The organism is Pseudoalteromonas sp. 19-MNA-CIBAN-0066 (genome assembly GCF_040308705.1).
Lineage (GTDB): Bacteria > Pseudomonadota > Gammaproteobacteria > Enterobacterales > Alteromonadaceae > Pseudoalteromonas > Pseudoalteromonas nigrifaciens.
The window spans coordinates 1-19,381 of the sequence record NZ_JBEONZ010000031.1; the positions used below are offsets into that span (position 1 = coordinate 1).

The 19,381-nt window shown below is 40.2% G+C and carries 20 protein-coding genes and 3 tRNA genes; 13 read left to right on the plus strand and 10 right to left on the minus strand.

Features of this window, described 5'->3' with window-relative positions; genetic code table 11:
- From AAEZ18_RS14775 to lolB, 9 genes are all read right to left on the minus strand, one after another.
- A tRNA-Gln gene (locus AAEZ18_RS14775) sits at positions 1-72 on the minus strand.
- A 36-nt stretch (positions 73-108) separates the two neighbouring features.
- A tRNA-Leu gene (locus AAEZ18_RS14780) sits at positions 109-193 on the minus strand.
- A 65-nt stretch (positions 194-258) separates the two neighbouring features.
- Positions 259-335: transfer RNA gene (locus tag AAEZ18_RS14785), tRNA-Met, on the minus strand.
- Positions 336-654: 319 nt separating this feature from the next.
- Positions 655-1,746: a redox-regulated ATPase YchF gene (ychF, locus tag AAEZ18_RS14790; protein ID WP_011327737.1), complete on the minus strand. Its 1,092-nt coding sequence runs from the start codon at positions 1,744-1,746 to the stop codon at positions 655-657.
- A 52-nt stretch (positions 1,747-1,798) separates the two neighbouring features.
- Positions 1,799-2,383: an aminoacyl-tRNA hydrolase gene (pth, locus tag AAEZ18_RS14795; RefSeq protein WP_011327738.1), complete on the minus strand. Its 585-nt coding sequence runs from the start codon at positions 2,381-2,383 to the stop codon at positions 1,799-1,801.
- 18 nt (positions 2,384-2,401) lie between these two features.
- Positions 2,402-3,016 carry a 50S ribosomal protein L25/general stress protein Ctc gene (locus AAEZ18_RS14800; protein WP_011327739.1) on the minus strand — a complete coding sequence of 205 codons (615 nt, stop codon included), beginning with the start codon at positions 3,014-3,016 and terminating at the stop codon, positions 2,402-2,404.
- Between the two features lie 170 nt (positions 3,017-3,186).
- The gene (locus AAEZ18_RS14805; RefSeq protein ID WP_011327740.1) at positions 3,187-4,134 is read right to left on the minus strand and encodes a ribose-phosphate pyrophosphokinase; all 948 of its coding nucleotides are present in this window, start codon (positions 4,132-4,134) and stop codon (positions 3,187-3,189) included.
- An 87-nt stretch (positions 4,135-4,221) separates the two neighbouring features.
- A complete protein-coding gene (gene ispE / locus AAEZ18_RS14810) occupies positions 4,222-5,076 on the minus strand; it encodes a 4-(cytidine 5'-diphospho)-2-C-methyl-D-erythritol kinase (RefSeq protein WP_089367976.1) in 855 nt (284 codons plus the stop codon).
- Positions 5,077-5,078: 2 nt separating this feature from the next.
- Positions 5,079-5,666, minus strand: a complete 588-nt coding sequence (gene lolB, locus AAEZ18_RS14815) for a lipoprotein insertase outer membrane protein LolB (protein WP_179808149.1) — start codon at positions 5,664-5,666, stop codon at positions 5,079-5,081.
- A gap of 83 nt (positions 5,667-5,749) precedes the next feature.
- Here lolB and hemA point away from each other — a divergent pair, with 83 nt between their 5' ends.
- The 11 genes from hemA to rlmM all read left to right on the plus strand — a co-directional run bounded on the left by hemA (position 5,750) and on the right by rlmM (position 15,633).
- On the plus strand, positions 5,750-7,006 hold the full coding sequence (hemA, locus tag AAEZ18_RS14820) for a glutamyl-tRNA reductase (protein WP_041454381.1): 1,257 nt from the start codon (positions 5,750-5,752) through the stop codon (positions 7,004-7,006).
- A 6-nt stretch (positions 7,007-7,012) separates the two neighbouring features.
- A complete protein-coding gene (prfA, locus tag AAEZ18_RS14825) occupies positions 7,013-8,098 on the plus strand; it encodes a peptide chain release factor 1 (protein WP_011327744.1) in 1,086 nt (361 codons plus the stop codon).
- Between the two features lie 5 nt (positions 8,099-8,103).
- Positions 8,104-8,943: a peptide chain release factor N(5)-glutamine methyltransferase gene (gene prmC, locus AAEZ18_RS14830; protein WP_350595075.1), complete on the plus strand. Its 840-nt coding sequence runs from the start codon at positions 8,104-8,106 to the stop codon at positions 8,941-8,943.
- Positions 8,944-9,026: 83 nt separating this feature from the next.
- Positions 9,027-9,401 carry a SirB2 family protein gene (locus AAEZ18_RS14835; protein ID WP_011327746.1) on the plus strand — a complete coding sequence of 125 codons (375 nt, stop codon included), beginning with the start codon at positions 9,027-9,029 and terminating at the stop codon, positions 9,399-9,401.
- 148 nt (positions 9,402-9,549) lie between these two features.
- Entirely contained in the window at positions 9,550-10,380 is an 831-nt protein-coding gene (locus tag AAEZ18_RS14840) for a tetratricopeptide repeat protein (RefSeq protein WP_011327747.1), read from the plus strand.
- A 14-nt stretch (positions 10,381-10,394) separates the two neighbouring features.
- Complete coding sequence (locus AAEZ18_RS14845) at positions 10,395-11,648, plus strand: DUF819 family protein (RefSeq protein WP_011327748.1); 1,254 nt, start codon at positions 10,395-10,397, stop codon at positions 11,646-11,648.
- 9 nt (positions 11,649-11,657) lie between these two features.
- Positions 11,658-12,512 (plus strand): 3-deoxy-8-phosphooctulonate synthase, encoded by an 855-nt coding sequence (gene kdsA / locus AAEZ18_RS14850; RefSeq protein ID WP_011327749.1) that lies wholly within the window; start codon positions 11,658-11,660, stop codon positions 12,510-12,512.
- A gap of 110 nt (positions 12,513-12,622) precedes the next feature.
- The gene (locus AAEZ18_RS14855) at positions 12,623-13,519 is read left to right on the plus strand and encodes a transcriptional regulator GcvA (protein WP_011327750.1); all 897 of its coding nucleotides are present in this window, start codon (positions 12,623-12,625) and stop codon (positions 13,517-13,519) included.
- A gap of 1 nt (position 13,520) precedes the next feature.
- Positions 13,521-14,150, plus strand: a complete 630-nt coding sequence (locus AAEZ18_RS14860) for an alpha/beta family hydrolase (RefSeq protein ID WP_089367977.1) — start codon at positions 13,521-13,523, stop codon at positions 14,148-14,150.
- A 19-nt stretch (positions 14,151-14,169) separates the two neighbouring features.
- Entirely contained in the window at positions 14,170-14,538 is a 369-nt protein-coding gene (locus AAEZ18_RS14865) for a DUF423 domain-containing protein (protein WP_041454382.1), read from the plus strand.
- Between the two features lie 9 nt (positions 14,539-14,547).
- Positions 14,548-15,633 (plus strand): 23S rRNA (cytidine(2498)-2'-O)-methyltransferase RlmM, encoded by a 1,086-nt coding sequence (gene rlmM / locus AAEZ18_RS14870; RefSeq protein WP_011327753.1) that lies wholly within the window; start codon positions 14,548-14,550, stop codon positions 15,631-15,633.
- A gap of 72 nt (positions 15,634-15,705) precedes the next feature.
- On the opposite strand, the gene cysZ is transcribed toward rlmM, so the two are convergent.
- Positions 15,706-16,419, minus strand: coding sequence for a sulfate transporter CysZ (gene cysZ / locus AAEZ18_RS14875; protein WP_172459247.1), 714 nt, complete (start codon positions 16,417-16,419; stop codon positions 15,706-15,708).
- A gap of 352 nt (positions 16,420-16,771) precedes the next feature.
- Between cysZ and AAEZ18_RS14880 the strand changes: the two genes are divergently transcribed.
- On the plus strand, positions 16,772-17,125 hold the full coding sequence (locus AAEZ18_RS14880; protein ID WP_011327756.1) for a YkgJ family cysteine cluster protein: 354 nt from the start codon (positions 16,772-16,774) through the stop codon (positions 17,123-17,125).
- Positions 17,126-17,694: 569 nt separating this feature from the next.
- On the plus strand, positions 17,695-19,260 hold the full coding sequence (locus AAEZ18_RS14885) for a BCCT family transporter (RefSeq protein WP_089367978.1): 1,566 nt from the start codon (positions 17,695-17,697) through the stop codon (positions 19,258-19,260).
- The last annotated feature ends 121 nt before the right edge of the window (positions 19,261-19,381 follow it).

The window sequence follows — 19,381 nt, forward strand, 5'->3', positions numbered from 1 at the left end:
CTGGGATACCAGGATTTGAACCTGGGAATGCCAGGATCAAAACCTGGTGCCTTACCGCTTGGCGATATCCCAACAAAAACAATTGATAGTTTTAATTCTTATCAAGAATGGTGCGGAAGGAGAGACTTGAACTCTCACATCCTAAGATACTGGAACCTAAATCCAGCGCGTCTACCAATTCCGCCACTCCCGCATTACTTTGTGTAATTAAACACTAGGTAGTTATTTTAAACTCTTCATTGAGTAACAAAAAAATAATGGTGGCTAAGACGGGATTTGAACCTGTGACCCCATCATTATGAGTGATGTGCTCTAACCAGCTGAGCTACTTAGCCATATTTTTTCGTTAGCACTTCATCGCTGAGTGCGGGGCGTATTATGCTGATATGGCCCAAATTCGTCAACACCTTTTTTGCAAAAAAACACTTAACTTGGTTTGTTTGCAGGAAAAGTAAGCTAAGCGGCTAAAATTTAGCATAAATGCTGTTTTTTTAGCTGCATTAAAAACACTAAACTTAAACTTATTCGCAGTTCTTCAATTTTGCTAAACAAATACAGACGTTAAAAAACCACAGCAGGTATTAAAGAAATAAAAAAGGCTCGTAAAAACGAGCCTTTAAAATCATCACCACACTAAATTTGGGTAATGTATATTTATACGTTGAACAAGAAGTTCATTACATCGCCGTCTTTTACAATGTACTCTTTACCTTCTTGGCGCATTTTACCTGCTTCTTTTGCGCCGCTCTCACCCTTAAAGGCAATAAAGTCGTCAAAAGCAATCGTTTGTGCGCGAATAAAGCCACGCTCAAAGTCGGTATGAATTTTACCTGCTGCTTGTGGCGCAGTTGCACCTACAGGAATAGTCCATGCGCGTACTTCTTTTACGCCTGCTGTAAAGTAGGTTTGTAATTGCAGTAATTCATAGCCACCACGAATAACAAGGTTAAGGCCTGGCTCTTCTAAACCAAGATCAGCCATAAACTCAAGCTTGTCTTCTTCATCTAGCTCAGAAAGCTCAGATTCAATAGCAGCACATACAGGAACAACAATCGCATCTTCTGCTGCGGCAATAGCGCGTACAACATCAAGGTATGGGTTGTTTTCAAAACCATCTTCAGCAACGTTAGCAATATACATTGTTGGTTTGATAGTTAAAAAGTTAATAGAGCTGATAGCTGCTTTTTCTTCTTTAGTTAACTCTAAAGAACGTAATGTTAAGCCTTCATCAAGGTGTACTTTTACTTTTTCAAGTACTGCATTTTGCTCTTTTGCGTCTTTATCGCCACCTTTAGCTTTTTTAGCATTACGGAACGATGCTTTTTCAGCGCTGTCCATATCGGCAAGCACTAATTCAGTGTTTATAACGTCAATATCATCAGCAGGGTCAATAGTGCCAGCTACGTGAATAATATTATCATCATTAAAACAGCGAACTACGTGGCCAATGGCGTCAGTTTCACGAATATTAGCTAAAAACTGGTTACCAAGACCTTCACCTTTAGATGCGCCTTTTACTAAACCGGCAATATCTACAAACTCCATACTTGTTGTAAGAATGCGCTGTGGGTTTACAATTTTAGCAAGTGCGTCTAGGCGAGGATCAGGCACTGGTACCACACCTGTATTAGGCTCAATGGTACAAAAAGGAAAGTTAGCGGCTTCAATACCCGCTTTTGTTAATGCATTAAAAAGTGTCGATTTACCCACATTAGGCAAGCCAACAATGCCACATTTAAAACCCATAGTAAGATACCTTGTTTAGATTCGTTTAAACGGCGAACTTGTACCCAAGTTACTAGGGTTTAAACGAATGTAGTCTGTTTTGTGCTTTTAACACACCATCTTTTGCAAGTATTTCCATGCAGCGTACCGCTTCATCAATGGCAGCATCCATTTTTTCTTGGTCTGCTTTGGCCGCTTTTCCTAGCACCCAACCAGTTACCATTTCACGATGCCCCGGATGACCTACACCAATGCGCAAGCGCATAAAGTCTTTTTGATTTGCCATTTTTGCAATAATGTCTTTTAAGCCATTATGACCGCCGTGTCCGCCGCCTTTCTTTAATTTGGCAACGCCAGGTTCTAAGTCTAATTCATCGTGGGCAACTAAAATGCTTTCCACAGGAATTTTGAAAAAATTAGCTAAACTACCGACCGCTTTACCACTTAAGTTCATATAAGTAGTGGGGATCAATAATTTGAATTCTTGATCTTGAATAATCACTTTACCTGTAAGGCCGTGATATTTAGGATCGTGTTTTAGAGTGCAGTTATAGCGTGCAGCGAGTTGCTCAATGAACCAAGCACCTGCATTGTGGCGTGTGTTTGCGTATTCGGGGCCTGGATTAGCCAGGCCCACAAGCATTTGAATAGAATTCAAGGTGTTAAGCCTTAAATATTATTCTGCAGCGTCTTCAGCTTCATCTTCAGTTGGAGCTGATTTGTTAGCTTTAACAATTAGGATAGACTGATCGTGACCAGGACCTTTTGCTAAATCTATTGATGAAACGCCAGCTGGTAATGCAACATCAGAAATATGTAGAGAATCGCCTGCAACTAATTTTGAAACATCTACTGTTACGAAATCAGGGATTGCTTTAGGGAAACAAGAAATTTCGATTTCAGTTAACTGACGAACAACAGTTGTACCAAGTTTTTCTACAACGTCTTCACCAACAAAGTGGATTGGAACAATAGTATGTAGCTTTTGGTTTGCATCGATACGTTGGAAATCAAGGTGTGTAACTTTAGGCTTGAAAGGGTGACGTTGAATATCTTTTAGGATAGTTTCAACAGACTCGCCGCCAATGTTAAGTGTAAGAATTTGCGTGTAAAAACCTTCGCTTTCTTGAGCTTTAATCACATCTTTATGATCTAAAGTGATTGAAGTAGCTTCTTTGTTTGCGCCGTAAACGATAGCAGGCACTTTGTCTTCGCGACGTAGGCGGCGGCTCGCACCAGTACCAGTTTGCTCGCGAAGTTCTGCGTTATATACATAAGTTTTGTTTGACATAATAGTTTCCAATAATTAAAAGTATAGGGCCTTTGCGACCAAGGTCCCTAGCCAAAAGGCGCGCTATCATAACATCGCCCCCCAGCAAAATATATAACAGTTACGAAAAAAGCGCCAAAAGGCGCTTTTTAAAATTAAAGTTACTTAGCTTCGCTAAAGTAGATCTTTAATTAATGCTCAAACATTGCTGAGATAGACTCTTCGTTACTAATACGACGAATAGTTTCTGCAAGCATGTCGGCAAGTGTAAGTACTTTAACAATATTTAGTGCTTTAAGCTCTGCAGACAGTGGAATAGAGTCAGTTACAATAACTTCGTCAATCACTGAATTGCGCAAGTTTTCAGCCGCTTTTCCCGAAAGAATAGGGTGAGTAGCATATGCAAATACGCGCTTAGCACCGTGTTCTTTAAGTGCTTCAGCTGCTTTACATAATGTACCGCCGGTATCAATCATATCATCAACGATAATACAATCACGACCTTCAACATCACCAATAATATGCATCACTTGAGAAACGTTTGCCTGTGGGCGACGTTTATCAATAATAGCTAAATCGGTATCGTTTAGTAGTTTTGCAATAGCACGCGCACGTACAACGCCACCAATATCTGGAGATACAACAACAACGTCGTCAAAATGACGTGCTTTCATATCTTCAAGTAAAACAGGGCTACCAAATACGTTATCTACAGGTACATCAAAGAAGCCTTGGATTTGCTCAGCGTGTAAATCAACCGTAAGAACGCGGTCAACACCTACACTAGATAAGAAATCGGCAACGACTTTAGCGGTAATGGGTACACGGGCAGAACGTACACGACGATCTTGACGAGCATAACCAAAATAAGGAATAACGGCAGTAATACGACCGGCAGATGCACGACGTAGAGCATCAACCATAACGATAAGTTCCATAAGGTTATCGTTTGTAGGGGCACAGGTTGATTGTAAGATGAAAACATCCGATCCACGAACATTCTCATTAATTTGAACACTGATCTCACCGTCGCTAAAACGGCCAACAACAGCATCGCCTAATTCAATATATAAACGTTTTGCAACTTTTTGAGCTAACTCAGGTGTTGCGTTACCAGCGAAGAGCTTCATGTCAGGCACGGTAGGGTTCCTCAGGCACTGAATTTTTGGACTAACAGGCAATAATTAAACCACTGCGTGTTAACTTATGACTACTTGTACGTTACTTCAATCAAATATGGCGGCTAACTCCGTATGAGCGGGAGAAGTATTAACGCTTGATGCGATAAACCCCTGCCAAGTATGGGGGAGATTAGCAAGTACATCTTGTGCTTGAACTTGCGTAGCAAATTCTACAAAACAACATGAACCTGTTCCGGTCATCTTTGATGGAGCGTATTTTAGCAACCACTGCAGGGTTTTTTCAACCTCGGGACACAGCTTTTTCACTAAAGATTCGCAATCGTTAGTTAAAATATGCTGTTGCCAGTCTCCTGAAATTTTTGGCGTGTCGCGTTTTAGTTCAGGATGAGTAAATATTTTAGCAGTACTTACATGTTGATTAGGGAAGACCACACAATACCACTTTTGCTCAAGCATTACTTGTTCTAATTGCTCACCAATCCCATGCGCTATGGCGCTTTTACCATGTATGAATACGGGTACATCGGCACCTAGTTGTAAGCCTAAATGAGCTAATTCATCTAAACTGAGGGCTGTTTTCCACAACTTATTTAAGGCTAATAATGTGCTGGCAGCGTCTGATGATCCACCGCCAACACCGCCGCCCATTGGCAAACGTTTAATTAAATTTATTTTCACGCCTTGCTTTGTTTTGCACTGTGTTTGCAATAATAAAGCCGCTTTATAGATAAGGTTGTCGGTTGTGGCTATGCCATTTGTGTCGCCGGTAACAATAATTGCAGGTAAATCGCTTAACTCAAAACTAAGTTCGTCGCCATAATTTAAAAACGTAAACAGGGTTTCTAGTTCATGGTAACCGTCATCTCGGCGGCCATTAATATGTAAAAAAAGATTGAGCTTTGCCGGCGCAATAAGTGAAAATGAAGTGATATTATTCATGGTTAATTAAACTGCCAATCGTAGAGTTGAATTTTAATTTTAATTTTTTGATGGGTTAAGGTCAGTCTGTTGGGTAGCCAGTAGCCGCTTTTTTGCACAAAGCTAGCGTACTCAATTTGCCATTTTTTACCTGTACTATCAAACCATAATACGCTTTTAGCGCGGCCTAATTGATCAACCTTTAAAGTTTGGTCATCAATGGTGCCTTTTAACCAACTGTCGGCGTTATTTACCGGTAAAGCAAAACCGGTTAAACGTTTTAGTAATGCCGTTGCATTGGTGTCAAAATACTGCTCGCCATCATAGTTTAGTTCTGCCGTATTTGCAGTTTGTTTGAGTGACAATATACGTGTACCAATAAAAGTGGTGAGCACTAAATTATTGTTATTTTGGCTCTGTTGCCAGTTTAAGTTTGCAGATTGGCGCTCATCGGGGCTAATAAAAGCAAGTTTACCTTCTACTTGCCAAATACTTTGCTCAGCAAGATGTGTTTTCCAGTTTTCGTAAGTGGTTGTTTCTAAGTTTCTTTTTTGAGCGCAGCCGGCTAAAAACAAGAAAAACATAGCTAAAATAAAATATTGTCGAATCAAATGTTGCTCCTTACTTTCCATATTCCTGAGATTTTTGATAAAATTGCGGCCTTTAAAGTAGGGCTCATCAATATTTGGCAAATATGACCATAATCGCACTTGGTATTAATCACAAAACCGCTCCCGTAGAATTACGTGAAAAAGTGGCTTTTTCCCCTGAGCAAATTTCAGAGGCGCTACAGCAATTAAGTGGCCACGCCCATTTTAATGAGGCAGTGATTGTTTCCACCTGTAATCGAACTGAAGTGTATTGTAGCCTTGCACAGCAAAATTCCCAAACACTGTTGCAGTGGTTATCTAGTTTCCATGGTTTGGATGAACATGAACTGAGTAAAAACATTTACTGCCATGAAGGTAGTGATGCTATAAATCACTTAATGCGCGTAGCCTGTGGCCTAGATTCACTCGTACTGGGCGAGCCGCAAATTTTGGGGCAAATAAAGCAAGCGTATAACAGTGCTAAAACTCATAATGCTGTGGGCGTGACGTTTGATAGATTATTTCAAAAAACGTTTTCAGTTGCTAAGCAAGTACGTACTGAAACCAACATTGGTGCCAGTGCAGTGTCGGTTGCTTATGCGGCGGTTAATTTAGCTAAACATATTTATGGCAAGCTCGATAAAACCAATGTACTTCTCATTGGTGCCGGTGAAACAATTGAGCTAGTAGCCAAACATTTGTACCAAAATGAGCCGCAAAACATTACGGTTGCGAACAGAACCCTTGAGCGTGCACGTAGTTTAGCGGATCAAGTATCGGGTGATGTAATTGCACTTGCTCAGCTACCTGAGCGTTTACATAAAGCCGATATTGTTATTAGTTCTACCGCCAGCACACTGCCTATTATTGGTAAGGGTGTGGTGGAGCAAGCACTTAAACAGCGTCGTTATAAGCCTATGTTGTTTATTGATATTGCGGTTCCTCGCGATATTGAAAGCCAAGTGGGTGAACTTGACGATGCTTATTTATATTCTGTTGATGACTTACAAACCATTGTTAGCGAGAATATGAGTGCCCGAGAAGAAGCCGCTGAGCAGGCTGAAGTTATTATTACCGAGCGCACTAAAGAGTTTTTAATGTGGATACGCTCACTCGATTCGGTGGATTTAATTCGCCACTATCGAAACGATGTACAAACAATAAAGTCCGAACTTGTAGAGCGAGCAGTGAGTCAGCTCAATACAGGTAAAGATGCCGAAAAAGTTATTTTAGAGCTGGCCAATAAGTTAACCAACCGCTTAATGCACGCGCCTACCCGTGCTATTCAAGATGCAGCGAAAAAAGGTGAAGTGGCTCAGTTAAACCAATTGAAAAAAATGTTAGGTATTGATCAGGAATAGCAGTTAATGAAAGAATCCGTTTATCATAAGTTAGAAATCTTAGTTGAGCGTTATGAAGAAGTACAAGCGCTACTAAGCGACCCATCGGTCATTCGTGATCAAAACCGCTTTCGTGCACTTTCTAAAGAATACTCAGATTTAGAAGAGGTAGTAAAAACGTTTTTAAGCTACCAACAAGCGCAACAAGATGTAATAAGCGCAGAAGAAATGCTGAAAGATTCAGACCCAGATATACGTGAAATGGCGCAAGAAGAATACAAAGAAGCTAAAGCACAAATACTGACCATAGAAGATGAAATTCAAGTATTAATGCTGCCAAAAGATCCTAAAGACAATAATAACGTGTATTTAGAAGTGCGAGCGGGCACTGGTGGCGACGAAGCGGCTATATTTGCCGGCGACTTATTTAGAATGTACAGCCGTTATGCCGAAACTAAAAAATGGAAAGTAGATGTGGTGACCACCAACGAAGGTGAGCACGGCGGCTATAAAGAAATAATTGCTAATATTAGTGGTGAAGGCGTTTTTGGTCAGCTGAAATTTGAATCTGGCGTGCATCGTGTACAACGTGTACCAGAAACCGAATCGCAAGGTCGAGTTCATACCTCTGCGTGTACGGTTGCGGTAATGGCTGAAGTACCAGAAGCTGAGGCAATTGAAATTAATTCGGCCGATCTTAAAGTTGATACGTTTCGTGCATCAGGCGCGGGTGGTCAGCACGTAAATAAAACCGATTCTGCTATTCGTATTACCCATATACCTACCGGTGTGGTTGTAGAGTGTCAGGATCAGCGCTCGCAACATAAAAACCGTGCTAAAGCTATGTCGGTACTTGCAGCGCGTTTGCAACAAGCTGAAGACGAAAAGCGCGATGCAGCAGAAGCCTCTGAGCGTCGTAACTTAGTAGGCAGTGGCGATCGCTCTGAGCGTATTCGTACTTATAACTATCCACAAGGTCGTATTACCGATCACCGTATTAACTTAACCCTATATCGCTTAAACGAAGTGGTAGCCGGTGATTTAAGCTGTATTGTAGAGCCATTAATGCAAGAGCATCAGGCCGACTTACTAGCGGCCATGGGCGATGAGTAATAATAGTGACCCAAACCCTCGAACAAGCAATTGCTGCAGGCGCTAATTTATTAGCACCTAGCAGCGAAAGCGCTAAATTAGACGCGCAAGTTTTACTACTGCATATATTGCAAAAACCTCACAGTTATCTTTTTACTTGGCCAGAAAGCACGCTTAGTACAGAGCAACAGCAGCAATTTGATACATTTTGCCAAAGGCGTTTAAATGGCGAGCCAGTTGCACATATTACAGGGCAACGTGAATTTTGGAGTTTATCGCTAGAGGTTAATGCCACCACTTTAATACCGCGTCCAGATACCGAAACCTTAGTAGAGCAAGCGCTTGAAATGGCGGTGCCAAGTAATGCAAAGGTGCTCGATTTAGGCACAGGGACTGGCGCAATCGCGTTAGCACTGGGGAGCGAAATGCCCACTTGGCAAATTACCGCAGTAGATAGAGTAGCTGATGCTGTTGCACTTGCTACACGTAACCAGCAGCGATTAGCCATTAATAATGTGCAAGTAAAGCAAAGTAATTGGTTTAGCGCGCTTAATGGCGAAAAGTTTCATTTAATTGTATCTAATCCGCCGTATATAGAAACAACCGATATACACCTCAAGCAAGGTGATGTGCGCTTTGAACCGCTCTCAGCACTTGTTGCAGATGATGATGGACTGGCTGATATAAAACAAATAATTACCCAATCACGTGACTATCTTCACGCTAAAGGTTATCTTTTGATCGAACATAGTTTTGAGCAAAGTGGTGCGGTTAGCCAATTTTTTGCACAAATGGGGTTTATAAATATTAAAACAGTGAAAGACTTAGGCAATAACGATCGCGTTACACTTGCACAGTGCTCTTAAACTAAATTACAGCAGTGTAATATTTGCACTGCTTATTCGTTTTTAAAAATAAAAACATTTAACTAAACAGAAGTATTAAAACTATGGATTATTTAGCAGTTAAACATTCACACATGGCTATTGCGATGTTGAGTGTAATTTTATTTTATGTACGCTCATTTTCACGCATGGGTAGTGGTAAGTTGGCAAAAAATAAACTGGTGTTTATTGGCAGCCACGGCATAGACACTTTGTTACTTGTTTCAGCATTAATGCTAATGGGGATCGCTAAAATTAATCCGTTTGAGCAATATTGGTTACTAGAAAAGATAGTGCTAGTGGTTATTTATATTGCCGTTGGTATTGTTAGCTCAAAACAAACAAAAACAGCACCAAAAGTAGCATATACCATTTTTAACACTTTGGTTATTTTAGCTATCGGTTATTTAGCAACCGCTAAGTCGGCACTGCTTTTATAAGTAATAATTAGCCCAATTGAGCTTTGTATAATTGTGTACAAAGCTCAACTATTTCTAAACATAAGTTCACATTCAAGCCCCTCTACATTGGTATCTAGCTTAAAAAGTAGTAAACTACGCCTTCGTTTTCTAAAATGTTGTAGTATGAATGACCACCCTCGGGTTTGATGAACACGATGATTCTTATTTTGATGAAGCTTATGATGATTTTTTGCCACCGGCGATTTATCGTTGTATTCAAGCCGAATCTAAATGGGACCCTCAGATTGACTTAACGCCTAGCTATGAAATTTTAACTTCCTTTGAACAGGAAATAGATGCTTTGTGTCTGCAAACATCTGACGAGCATGTGCGTTTAGATAAGCTATTAGATCGCTTTTATAGTGAATGGCTGTTTAGTGCTTCTAGCTTAAAAGTGCCAGAGTACAAATTAAATTGCATAAGCTATACATTAACTATGCGCAGTGGTTCACCAACAACACTTGCTATTTTACTCAGCCATTTTTTACAACATGCCAAACTAGACGCTTGTGTAAGTATTACCCAAGGTGATATTGGTATACATGTAGCTATGAGTGATGAAGAAGGCTATACCATTGAGCCAAGCAGCGGCCAACAAAGCTGGTATATCATTCCTGAAAACGTTGATGAAGATAATGCCCAAGAGCAAGAGCCACTTGAGCTTATTTTTGACGACGAAGTATATAAATTATTTTTAGCCCAGCAAAAGTGGTCGTTTATTAGCGAAAATAAATTTGGTCATGCGTTAAACTGCGTCGAAATGCTGATGGATATAATTGGTGACGACCCTTATGAGCGACGCGACAGAGGGTATTTACTCAATCAATTAGGTTGCCCTAAAATGGCACGTGACGATTTACAGTTTTTTGTAGATGAATGCCCAGACGATCCTGCAATAGAGATTATTCAACACCAAATAGAAGAACTAGAAGACAATAATAATAAAACTCACCATTAAAAATAGGAATAACTATGGTTGAAGCCCAAACTGCATTAATTACTAACGATGCTGTGGTACTTGGTTTACTGGCTATTATTTTAGGGTTTGTGTTTAAAACCTCTAACAGCCAGCACCCAGGTTTTAAAGCATTTTATAAATATGTACCCGCTTTACTGTTATGTTACTTTTTGCCCTCATTACTTAATACCTTTGGTATTGTTGATGGTAATAAATCAAACGTATATTACGTAGCGTCACGCTACTTATTGCCAGCGTGTTTAATACTGCTGACTATAAGTATTGATTTAAAAGCCATTATAAACTTAGGCCCCAAAGCACTCATTATGTTTTTAACCGGTACTACTGGTATTGTTATTGGTGGCCCTTTAGCTATTTTAATTATGAGTGCAGTGTACCCAGAAGCAATTGGCGGACATGGCCCCGATGCCGTATGGCGCGGTATGACCACAGTAGCAGGTAGCTGGATTGGTGGCGGTGCTAATCAAGCATCAATGAAAGAAATGTTTGAAGTTGGCGGTGATATATTTTCGGCCATGGTGACGGTAGATGTCATTGTTGCTAACTTATGGATGGCCGTTTTATTATTAATGGCAGCTAATCATAAAGCCATTGATGCAAGAACAGGTGCCGATACCAGCGCCATTGAAGATCTTAAAAACCGGGTTGAAAAATATCATGCTGAGCATGCGCGCATGCCAACGCTTAACGATTATATGATGATTATTGCCATTGCCTTTGGTATTACCGGCTTGGCACATTTTTGTGCTGACTTTTTAGGCCCTTACTTTGGTGCTAATTTCCCATGGGCACAAGAGTACAGCTTAAACAGTAAGTTTTTTTGGTTAATCGTGATCTCAACCACTATTGGTATTAGTTTATCGTTTACTAAAGTACGCCATATAGAATCGTTTGGCGCGTCGAAAGTTGCTTCTACATTTTTGTATATTTTGGTTGCATCAATCGGCTTACACATGAATATAACGGCGATTTTTGAAACACCAATGTATTTTGTAATTGGCATTATATGGATGCTTACCCATGCGAGCTTAATGTTAATTGTAGCTAAACTAATTAAAGCACCGTTATTTTATATGGCGGTAGGCTCACAAGCCAACGTAGGCGGCGCGGCATCTGCACCCGTTGTTGCCGCTGCATTTCACCCGTCGCTTGCTCCTGTAGGTGTATTATTAGCGGTACTTGGCTATGGCGTAGGTACTTATATGGCTTATATTTGTGGATTAATGATGCAAGCAGTTGCACCATAAGGAATAAAAATGAACAACCAAATTATTAAAATTAATGACATAGAACTTGCAAACAACAAACCGTTTGTATTGTTTGGCGGTATTAATGTATTAGAGTCTCGTGATTTAGCCATGCGTGTTGCAGAGCATTACGTAGAAGTAACCACTAAATTAAATATCCCTTATGTATTTAAAGCGTCGTTTGATAAAGCTAATCGCTCATCAATCAACTCTTACCGCGGCCCGGGTTTAGACGAGGGTTTAAAAATATTTGAAGAAATTAAAAAAACATTTAATATTCCGTTAATTACCGACGTACACGAACCACATCAAGCAGCACCTGTTGCTGAAGTAGTTGACGTTATTCAGTTACCGGCATTTTTAGCCCGCCAAACAGATTTGGTTGTTGCTATGGCAAAAACCGGCGCAATTATAAATGTAAAAAAACCACAGTTTTTAGCCCCACACGAAATGCGCCATATTATTACTAAATTTAACGAAGCAGGTAATAACAACGTGGCACTGTGTGAGCGTGGTTCAAGCTTTGGATATAATAACTTAGTGGTTGATATGCTCGGCATGGATGACATGAAAGTAATGGCACCTGTTATTTTTGATGCTACCCATGCACTACAACGCCCAGGTGGCCGTGCAGATTCGGCTGATGGTCGTCGCGCCCAAGCAGCAGAGCTTGCCCGCAGTGGTATGGCACTTGGTATTGCGGGCTTATTTATAGAAGCACACCCAAATCCAAATGAAGCAAAATGCGATGGCCCATGTGCACTAGCATTGAGTAAATTAGAAGGCTACTTGACGCAAATGAAAGCTGTAGATGATTTAATTAAAAGCTTCGCACCGCTTGATACCAGTGCCAGCGATTTATAATTTATAACCTATATATTAGGTAATATTTAAAAAGCGACTAAGGTCGCTTTTTTTACACCTTAAATATATAATTCCATGCATAAGAAAAACTAATTCAAAGCGTGGTTATCATGTCAAGACGGGTCCCTCCATTAAACGCGCTTAAAGCCTTTGAAGCAGCAGCACGTCATTTAAGTTTTACCAAAGCTGCAGAAGAGCTATATGTAACGCAAGCCGCTGTAAGTCATCAAATAAAAACATTAGAAGAACATTTGGGCTTAAAGCTATTTATACGCAGAAACCGCTCGCTATTATTAACCGAAGAAGGGCAGGGTTACTTTCTCGATATAAAAGAAATATTTACCCAACTAATAGACGCCACCGAAAAATTACTAGCACGAGGTGCGAAAGGCTCTTTAACGGTAAGCTTAACGCCAAGCTTTGCGATTCAGTGGCTAGTGCCCAGATTAAGTTTATTTAATGAGTTACACCCAGAAATAGACGTGCGAATAAAAGCGCAAGATCTAGACGAAAACTCTTTAACCGACGATGTCGACGTTGCTATTTATTATGGCCGTGGGCATTGGAGTGGGGTGCAAACTTTTAAGTTACATACCGAGTATTTAGTGCCGCTATGTAGCCCGCTATTATTAAATGGCATTAAGCCACTTAATCAACCCAGTGATTTAGCGCACCATACCTTATTGCACGACACCACACGTAAAAATTGGAAAACATGGATGAAAACCGCCGGTGTACGTAATGTGCAAGTTAACCAAGGGCCCATTTTTAGTCACTCATCTATGGTGTTACAAGCCGCAGTACATGGCCAAGGTGTGGCTATAGGCAATAGTGTACTCGCTAAGCCCGATATTGACGCCGGACGATTAGTGATCCCGTTTAATCATAGTTTAGAGAGTAAAAACGCTTATTATTTAGTGCTGCGCGAGTCGCAAACTGAAATGGGTAAAATAGTGTCATTTAAAGAATGGATGCTGAGCTTAGTAGAGCAAGAACAAGAGTATTAATATGATTGAATGGTTTAAAAATACACAGCAGCCAGCTATAGCACAGTTTATTTTTGCCCATGGTGCAGGGGCAGGTAGCGACCATGAGTTTATGCAAAATATGGCACAACTCATTAGTGAGCAAGGGATTGATGTTGGTTTATTTGATTTTGAATATATGCAAATAGCGAAACAAACCAATAAACGCCGCCCACCCGATCGCGCGCCTAAATTGCTTAGCTACTATGAGCAAATACTTAGCCATGCACAGCCAGGGTTGCCGTTATTTATTGGTGGCAAATCTATGGGGGGACGAATGGCGTCAATGCTTGCCTGTACTAGCGAGCATGCTATTTTAGGTGTATTAGCGTTTGGCTATCCGTTTCATCCGCCAGGCAAGCCTGAAAAGCTACGCACCGATCACTTTGCTGATATAGGCTGCCCATTTTTGGTATTACAAGGTGAGCGCGATACGTTTGGTACTCGTGAGGAGCTAGCTACTATGTTAATGCCCAAGCAACCAGAATATTGCTGGCTACCCGATGGCGACCATTCACTAAAACCGCGTAAAAAAAGTGGCGTTAGTGAGGCGCAAAATCGAGCAACTGCAGTACAAAGTGCTGTGCGCTTTATAAAATGCATTGTTAAATAAGTATTCGAGAGAGTAATAAATGATTAAATTATTTTTAATGACCGGGAGCTTTTTTTGTATGCTGTCGGTAATGCTAGGGGCGTTTGCCGCCCACGGTTTAAAAAGCCGACTGTCGGAGTACTCATTAGGTGTGTTTAAAACCGCAGCTGAGTACCAAATGGTGCATGGATTAGCGCTTATAGCTGTGGCGGTGTTAATTAAGTGGGGTATTAACCTCAATTGGGCTGGCGGTTTTTTTATTGCGGGCACACTGCTTTTTAGTGGCAGTTTATACTTACTTGCCATAACAGGTATGAAGTGGCTAGGCCCAATAACCCCATTGGGTGGTTTATGCTTTATTATTGGTTGGATTGTTATTTTAGTGCAAGTTGCACGATTTAAGTTTTAAAGGGTTAATATGTCTAGTGTTGTAATTTACTGTCGTAGTGGGTTTGAAAACGATGCCGCTGCTGAAATAACGTTCCACGCTGCCGAGCAAGGTTTTGCCGGTTATGTTAAAGCAAAACCAAATACCGGTTATGTTATTTATGAGTGTTTTGACGCGCAGCATGGCGACGAAATAATTAAAAAAGTTGATTTTAAAAACATGGTGTTTGCTCGTCAATGGTTTGCTGGTACGCTGATCGAAAACATGCCAGTAGAAGATCGTGTAGGGGCGGTTGTAGAGGCTGCTAAAGATTTTACCTTGTGCTCTGAGCTACGTGTAGAAACCCCCGATACCAACGAAGGCAAAGAGCTTTTAACCTTTTGTAAAAAAATATCAACGCCCCTTAAAAAAGCCCTCGAAAAACGTAATATTGTACTGCGCGAGCCAAAAGCAAACCGCCCAGTAATGCATGTACTGTTTTTAACTAACAACACCGCTTATGTCGGTTACTCGTATAGCTTTAATAACTCGCCATTTTTTATGGGTATTTTACGTTTACGTATGCCAAGTGATGCGCCAAGCCGCTCTACTTTAAAATTAGATGAAGCATTTAATGTGTTTATTCCAGAACAACAACGCGAGTCACGCGTTGCAGCCGGAATGCGCAGTGTTGACTTAGGGGCGTGTCCAGGTGGCTGGACTTATCAGTTAGTGCGCCGTGGTATGTTTGTAAGCGCGATAGATAATGGCCCAATGAACGATGATTTAATGCAAACAGGGCAGGTAAAGCACTTTAGGGCCGATGGCTTTAAATATCGCCCAGAAAAACGCAACATTACTTGGTTAGTATGCGACATGGTAGAAAAGCCAACTAAAGTAACCAGCCTAATGATTGATTGGGCAGTAAATGCATATGCTAAAGAGCTTATTTTTAACTTAAAGCTGCCAATGAAAAAACGCTTTGATAGTGTTTACGAGTGCTTAAGCATGATCAGAGCAGAGCTGGAAAAATACGGTATAAGCTACGAGTTACAAGCTAAGCATTTATATCATGATCGTGAGGAAGTGACCGTGCACTTAAATGTGACCAAAGTGCCACAAAGCTTGTATAGCTAATGATGAATTAGTAAATAACCAGAGTTAAGGTTAAATCAAAAATGGGTCAAGTGACCCATTTTTTATTTCATATTATTGATTTCGGTATTGGCTGCGAAAGTTATCAACCCATAATTTGGTGCCACCACAAACAGCAACAGGCATTACAATTAAATTTACCAACGGAATGGCTGTTAGCAACATTACTGCAAAACCAAACCCGTACGATAAACCTTGCTTGCTTTGTAAATCGGTTTTCATTTGCTTAAAGCTGATTTTATGATTATCGAACGCGTAATCTTGGTATTGCACGGCAAACATCCAACACGAAAAAAGCACCCACAGTATTTGCCCTATAACCGGCAACACCCATAACAATATAAAAAAGCCAATGGCGCGGGGAAGGTAATAGCAAAGTTTTGTCCACTCTCGGCCAAGCATGCGTGGCACATCTTTTAATAACTCAGCAAAGCCATCATCATTAATTTTTTGACCTGTTAAATGCAACTCAACTTTTTCACTGAGTAAACCATTAAAAGGTGCGGCAATAAAGTTTGTGATTACAGTAAATAACATACTGTAGCTAAACAGCACTATTAACAGGGCAATGGGCCACATTAACCACTCAAGCCAGCTTAACCACTCGGGTAGCATATTATTTATGTAGCTAAAACTGTCGCTTAACCAGCCAAATAAAAAAAACAACGAGCTACCAAAAAGTAAAATATTAATTAACAACGGAATAAACACAAAACGCTTTAATCCCTTTTGAGTAATTAATTTAAAACCCGAAAAAAAATACTCCATACCTTGTATGATCTGCACAACTACCTCAAAAAATATTTTTCATTTGCACTAGTATAAATAGCTGAGTAATTTTAAACAGTATTTTTAGGTAACAAAGTGTTTAAGTAAAATAATAACAACGGCCAGCTTACTACTTTATTCATCCTGCTTAATAAATAATATTTAGTTTATAAGCTGTGTATATTAGCGCTATGGCGTAACTAAATGCTAACTTAGCTTGATTTTTGGGCAGTGCAAAGCGTACTATAGCTGATCTAGCCACTCTAGGCTTAGGCATCGCTTTGATGCGTTGTGGAGAAATTAGTAAAGTTGCCGCGTCAGTGCGTTGCAAAAATAAAGGGTATAAATAGTGATGTACAAAAATCAGGAAGTAATTTTACGATTACGCGCTAATATTCCAGCGTTTGAATGCGTAAAAGGATGCCACGACTGCTGCGGGCCAGTAACAACGTCTTCAGAGGAAATGTCGCGCTTACCGGTAAAAACAGATGCTGAGCATGAAGCGGCGTTAAACGAGTTCAATTGTGTACATCTTGGTCCCAATGGCTGCACTGTATATGACGAGCGTCCATTAATTTGTCGCTTATTTGGTACTACGCCAAGAATGCCTTGCCCGAATGATCGTCGACCAGATGAGCCTGTTGACCCTAAAATTGAGCGTGAAGTACATCACTTTATAGCAAATACGCGTCAAGTATTGGTGTAAGTATCGGTATTTATTAAAGTAATAGAGCGCTTATTAAGCGCTTTTTTTATGTGTGTTATACGCGTTGCTAATAATTTAAAAACCATCAATAAGTTTATTCCAAACACTCTCTTAGTTATTTTACAAAAATACTATCAATACATATTAAACTTATTACGAGATTAATTATGCATTTGACTATTAATATACTTAGCCTTATGTACCTTTTTTTATCGCAGTACTTTTGCATCTCTTTATTTATATTGCCATTTCTGTTTGCCTAGCCCCTTCAAAATTGTTGTTTTATATTTGTTTATTATTAAAAATAGCTGTAAGCAAGGCTTTGCTATTGTGTAAATTCACTATTAATAATTAGAGTACCGTTGGATTAGGTTGCTGAAAAGGGTAAAATATTCACAAATTGGCAGTTAAGATATTTGTTATGGCATTTTCTAAACTCGAAATAAAGCAAGATCGAAAGATAATTTAACCTTTTGATTAGCGTCGCTTCATTGTGTAATTTCGTATTTAGGGTGGGTGTTGTGGTATGTCGCTATGTCGGTAACTAAAAATCCATCAGGAGACGATAAATGAGTACCACTGGAGTAACAAAACAACATGAGGATGAGCATTCATCTACAATAAAGTATTTGGCAGGGGTTGATATACCGGTATTTTTAATCAGTGGTGGCATCCTTGTGCTATTTGCTGTGCTAGCACTTTATGATATTGATTTGATGTCGGGTTGGATCAATACCGCCTTTGCTTTTTCTACTAAAACGTTTGGTGCCTTTTGGCAAATATTATTGCTTTCGACCTTTATAATTGGGTTGTTTTTAGCCTTTGGACGTACCGGGAAAGTGGTATTAGGTGGCTTAAAAAAGCCAGAGATTACTACCTTTAAGTGGATCAGCATTATTATGTGTACACTCCTTGCTGGTGGCGGGGTGTTTTGGGCTGCTGCTGAGCCAATGGCACATTTTATTTCGCCGCCGCCAATTTTTGGTGGTGAATCAGGCACTAAAGAGGCTGCATTTAATGCTTTAGCGCAAAGCTTTATGCATTGGGGTTTTTTAGCCTGGGCTATTTTAGGCAGCCTGACTGGCATAGTGTATATGCATTTACATTACGAAAAAGGTTTACCGCTTAAGCCGCGTACTTTGTTGTATCCGGTATTTGGCGATCGCGTAATGAAAGGCGCATTTGGTGCTATTGTCGATTCGTGTTGTGTTATAGCTGTAGTAGCAGGCACGGTAGGCCCTATTGGCTTTTTAGGCTTGCAAGTAAGCTTTGGTTTAGAAAAACTATTTGGTATTCCAGATACTTACACCACTCAAGTGGCCATTTTGTTTAGTTTAATTGCAATTTATACTCTATCTGCCGTAAGTGGTGTTACTAAAGGAATTCAATTACTCAGTCGCTTTAATGTAATTTTAGCCGTGGCGTTAATGCTGTTTATTTTGCTGATGGGGCCTACAGCCTTTATTTTTGATAGCTATATTCATTCGTTTGGGCTTTATATTAATAACTTTATTCCTATGGCCACCTTTCGTGCCGATACCGCTTGGTTAGACTGGTGGACAGTATTCTTTTGGGGCTGGTTTTTAGGTTACGGACCTTTAATGGCTATGTTTGTTGCACGAATTTCGCGCGGCCGTACTATTCGTGAAATGATCACGCTTATCTCAATAATTGCTCCTGTTATTACTTGTTTTTGGTTTACGATAGTGGGTGGTTCAGGAATATTTTTTGAGTTAGCAAACCCGGGTGTTATTTCAGAACCCTTTGCGGGCTTAAATTTACCCGCTGCGCTGTTGGCCATTACTGAGCAGCTGCCTATGGGTTTTGTTATATCGGTGTTGTTTTTAATTTTAACCACAATATTTGTAGCAACCACGGGTGACTCTATGACCTACTCGGTATCTATGGTAATGACGGGTAACGATCATCCGCAAACACCCATTAGAGTGTTTTGGGGCATTATGATGGGAGTTATGGCAGCAATATTAATTTCGATAGGTTCAGGTGGTATTTCTGCATTGCAGTCGTTTATTGTAGTAACCGCCGTACCAGTGTCTTTTGTGTTGTTACCATCACTTTGGACGGCCCCACAAATTGCGAAAAAAATGGCTACTGAGCAAGGTTTATATAAATAATACAGCTTATATTAGAGCATAAAAAAGGGCGCCAATATTATTGGCGCCCTTTTTTGTTATTACTTAGATTTTCTCTTTCTTGGTTTTGCAACTTCAACAGTATTTGATTCTTTCAGTTTAC

Coding starts and splice junctions, on each gene's coding strand:
- kdsA (WP_011327749.1), top strand. CDS start 11,658: ATGAACAACCAAATTATTAAAATTAATGACATAGAACTTGCAAACAAC.
- AAEZ18_RS14840 (WP_011327747.1), top strand. CDS start 9,550: ATGACCACCCTCGGGTTTGATGAACACGATGATTCTTATTTTGATGAA.
- cysZ (WP_172459247.1), bottom strand. CDS start 16,419: ATGGAGTATTTTTTTTCGGGTTTTAAATTAATTACTCAAAAGGGATTA.
- AAEZ18_RS14800 (WP_011327739.1), bottom strand. CDS start 3,016: ATGTCAAACAAAACTTATGTATATAACGCAGAACTTCGCGAGCAAACT.
- ispE (WP_089367976.1), bottom strand. CDS start 5,076: ATGAATAATATCACTTCATTTTCACTTATTGCGCCGGCAAAGCTCAAT.
- AAEZ18_RS14855 (WP_011327750.1), top strand. CDS start 12,623: ATGTCAAGACGGGTCCCTCCATTAAACGCGCTTAAAGCCTTTGAAGCA.
- AAEZ18_RS14860 (WP_089367977.1), top strand. CDS start 13,521: ATGATTGAATGGTTTAAAAATACACAGCAGCCAGCTATAGCACAGTTT.
- AAEZ18_RS14835 (WP_011327746.1), top strand. CDS start 9,027: ATGGATTATTTAGCAGTTAAACATTCACACATGGCTATTGCGATGTTG.
- AAEZ18_RS14880 (WP_011327756.1), top strand. CDS start 16,772: ATGTACAAAAATCAGGAAGTAATTTTACGATTACGCGCTAATATTCCA.
- AAEZ18_RS14885 (WP_089367978.1), top strand. CDS start 17,695: ATGAGTACCACTGGAGTAACAAAACAACATGAGGATGAGCATTCATCT.
- ychF (WP_011327737.1), bottom strand. CDS start 1,746: ATGGGTTTTAAATGTGGCATTGTTGGCTTGCCTAATGTGGGTAAATCG.
- hemA (WP_041454381.1), top strand. CDS start 5,750: ATGACCATAATCGCACTTGGTATTAATCACAAAACCGCTCCCGTAGAA.
- prfA (WP_011327744.1), top strand. CDS start 7,013: ATGAAAGAATCCGTTTATCATAAGTTAGAAATCTTAGTTGAGCGTTAT.
- AAEZ18_RS14845 (WP_011327748.1), top strand. CDS start 10,395: ATGGTTGAAGCCCAAACTGCATTAATTACTAACGATGCTGTGGTACTT.
- AAEZ18_RS14865 (WP_041454382.1), top strand. CDS start 14,170: ATGATTAAATTATTTTTAATGACCGGGAGCTTTTTTTGTATGCTGTCG.
- rlmM (WP_011327753.1), top strand. CDS start 14,548: ATGTCTAGTGTTGTAATTTACTGTCGTAGTGGGTTTGAAAACGATGCC.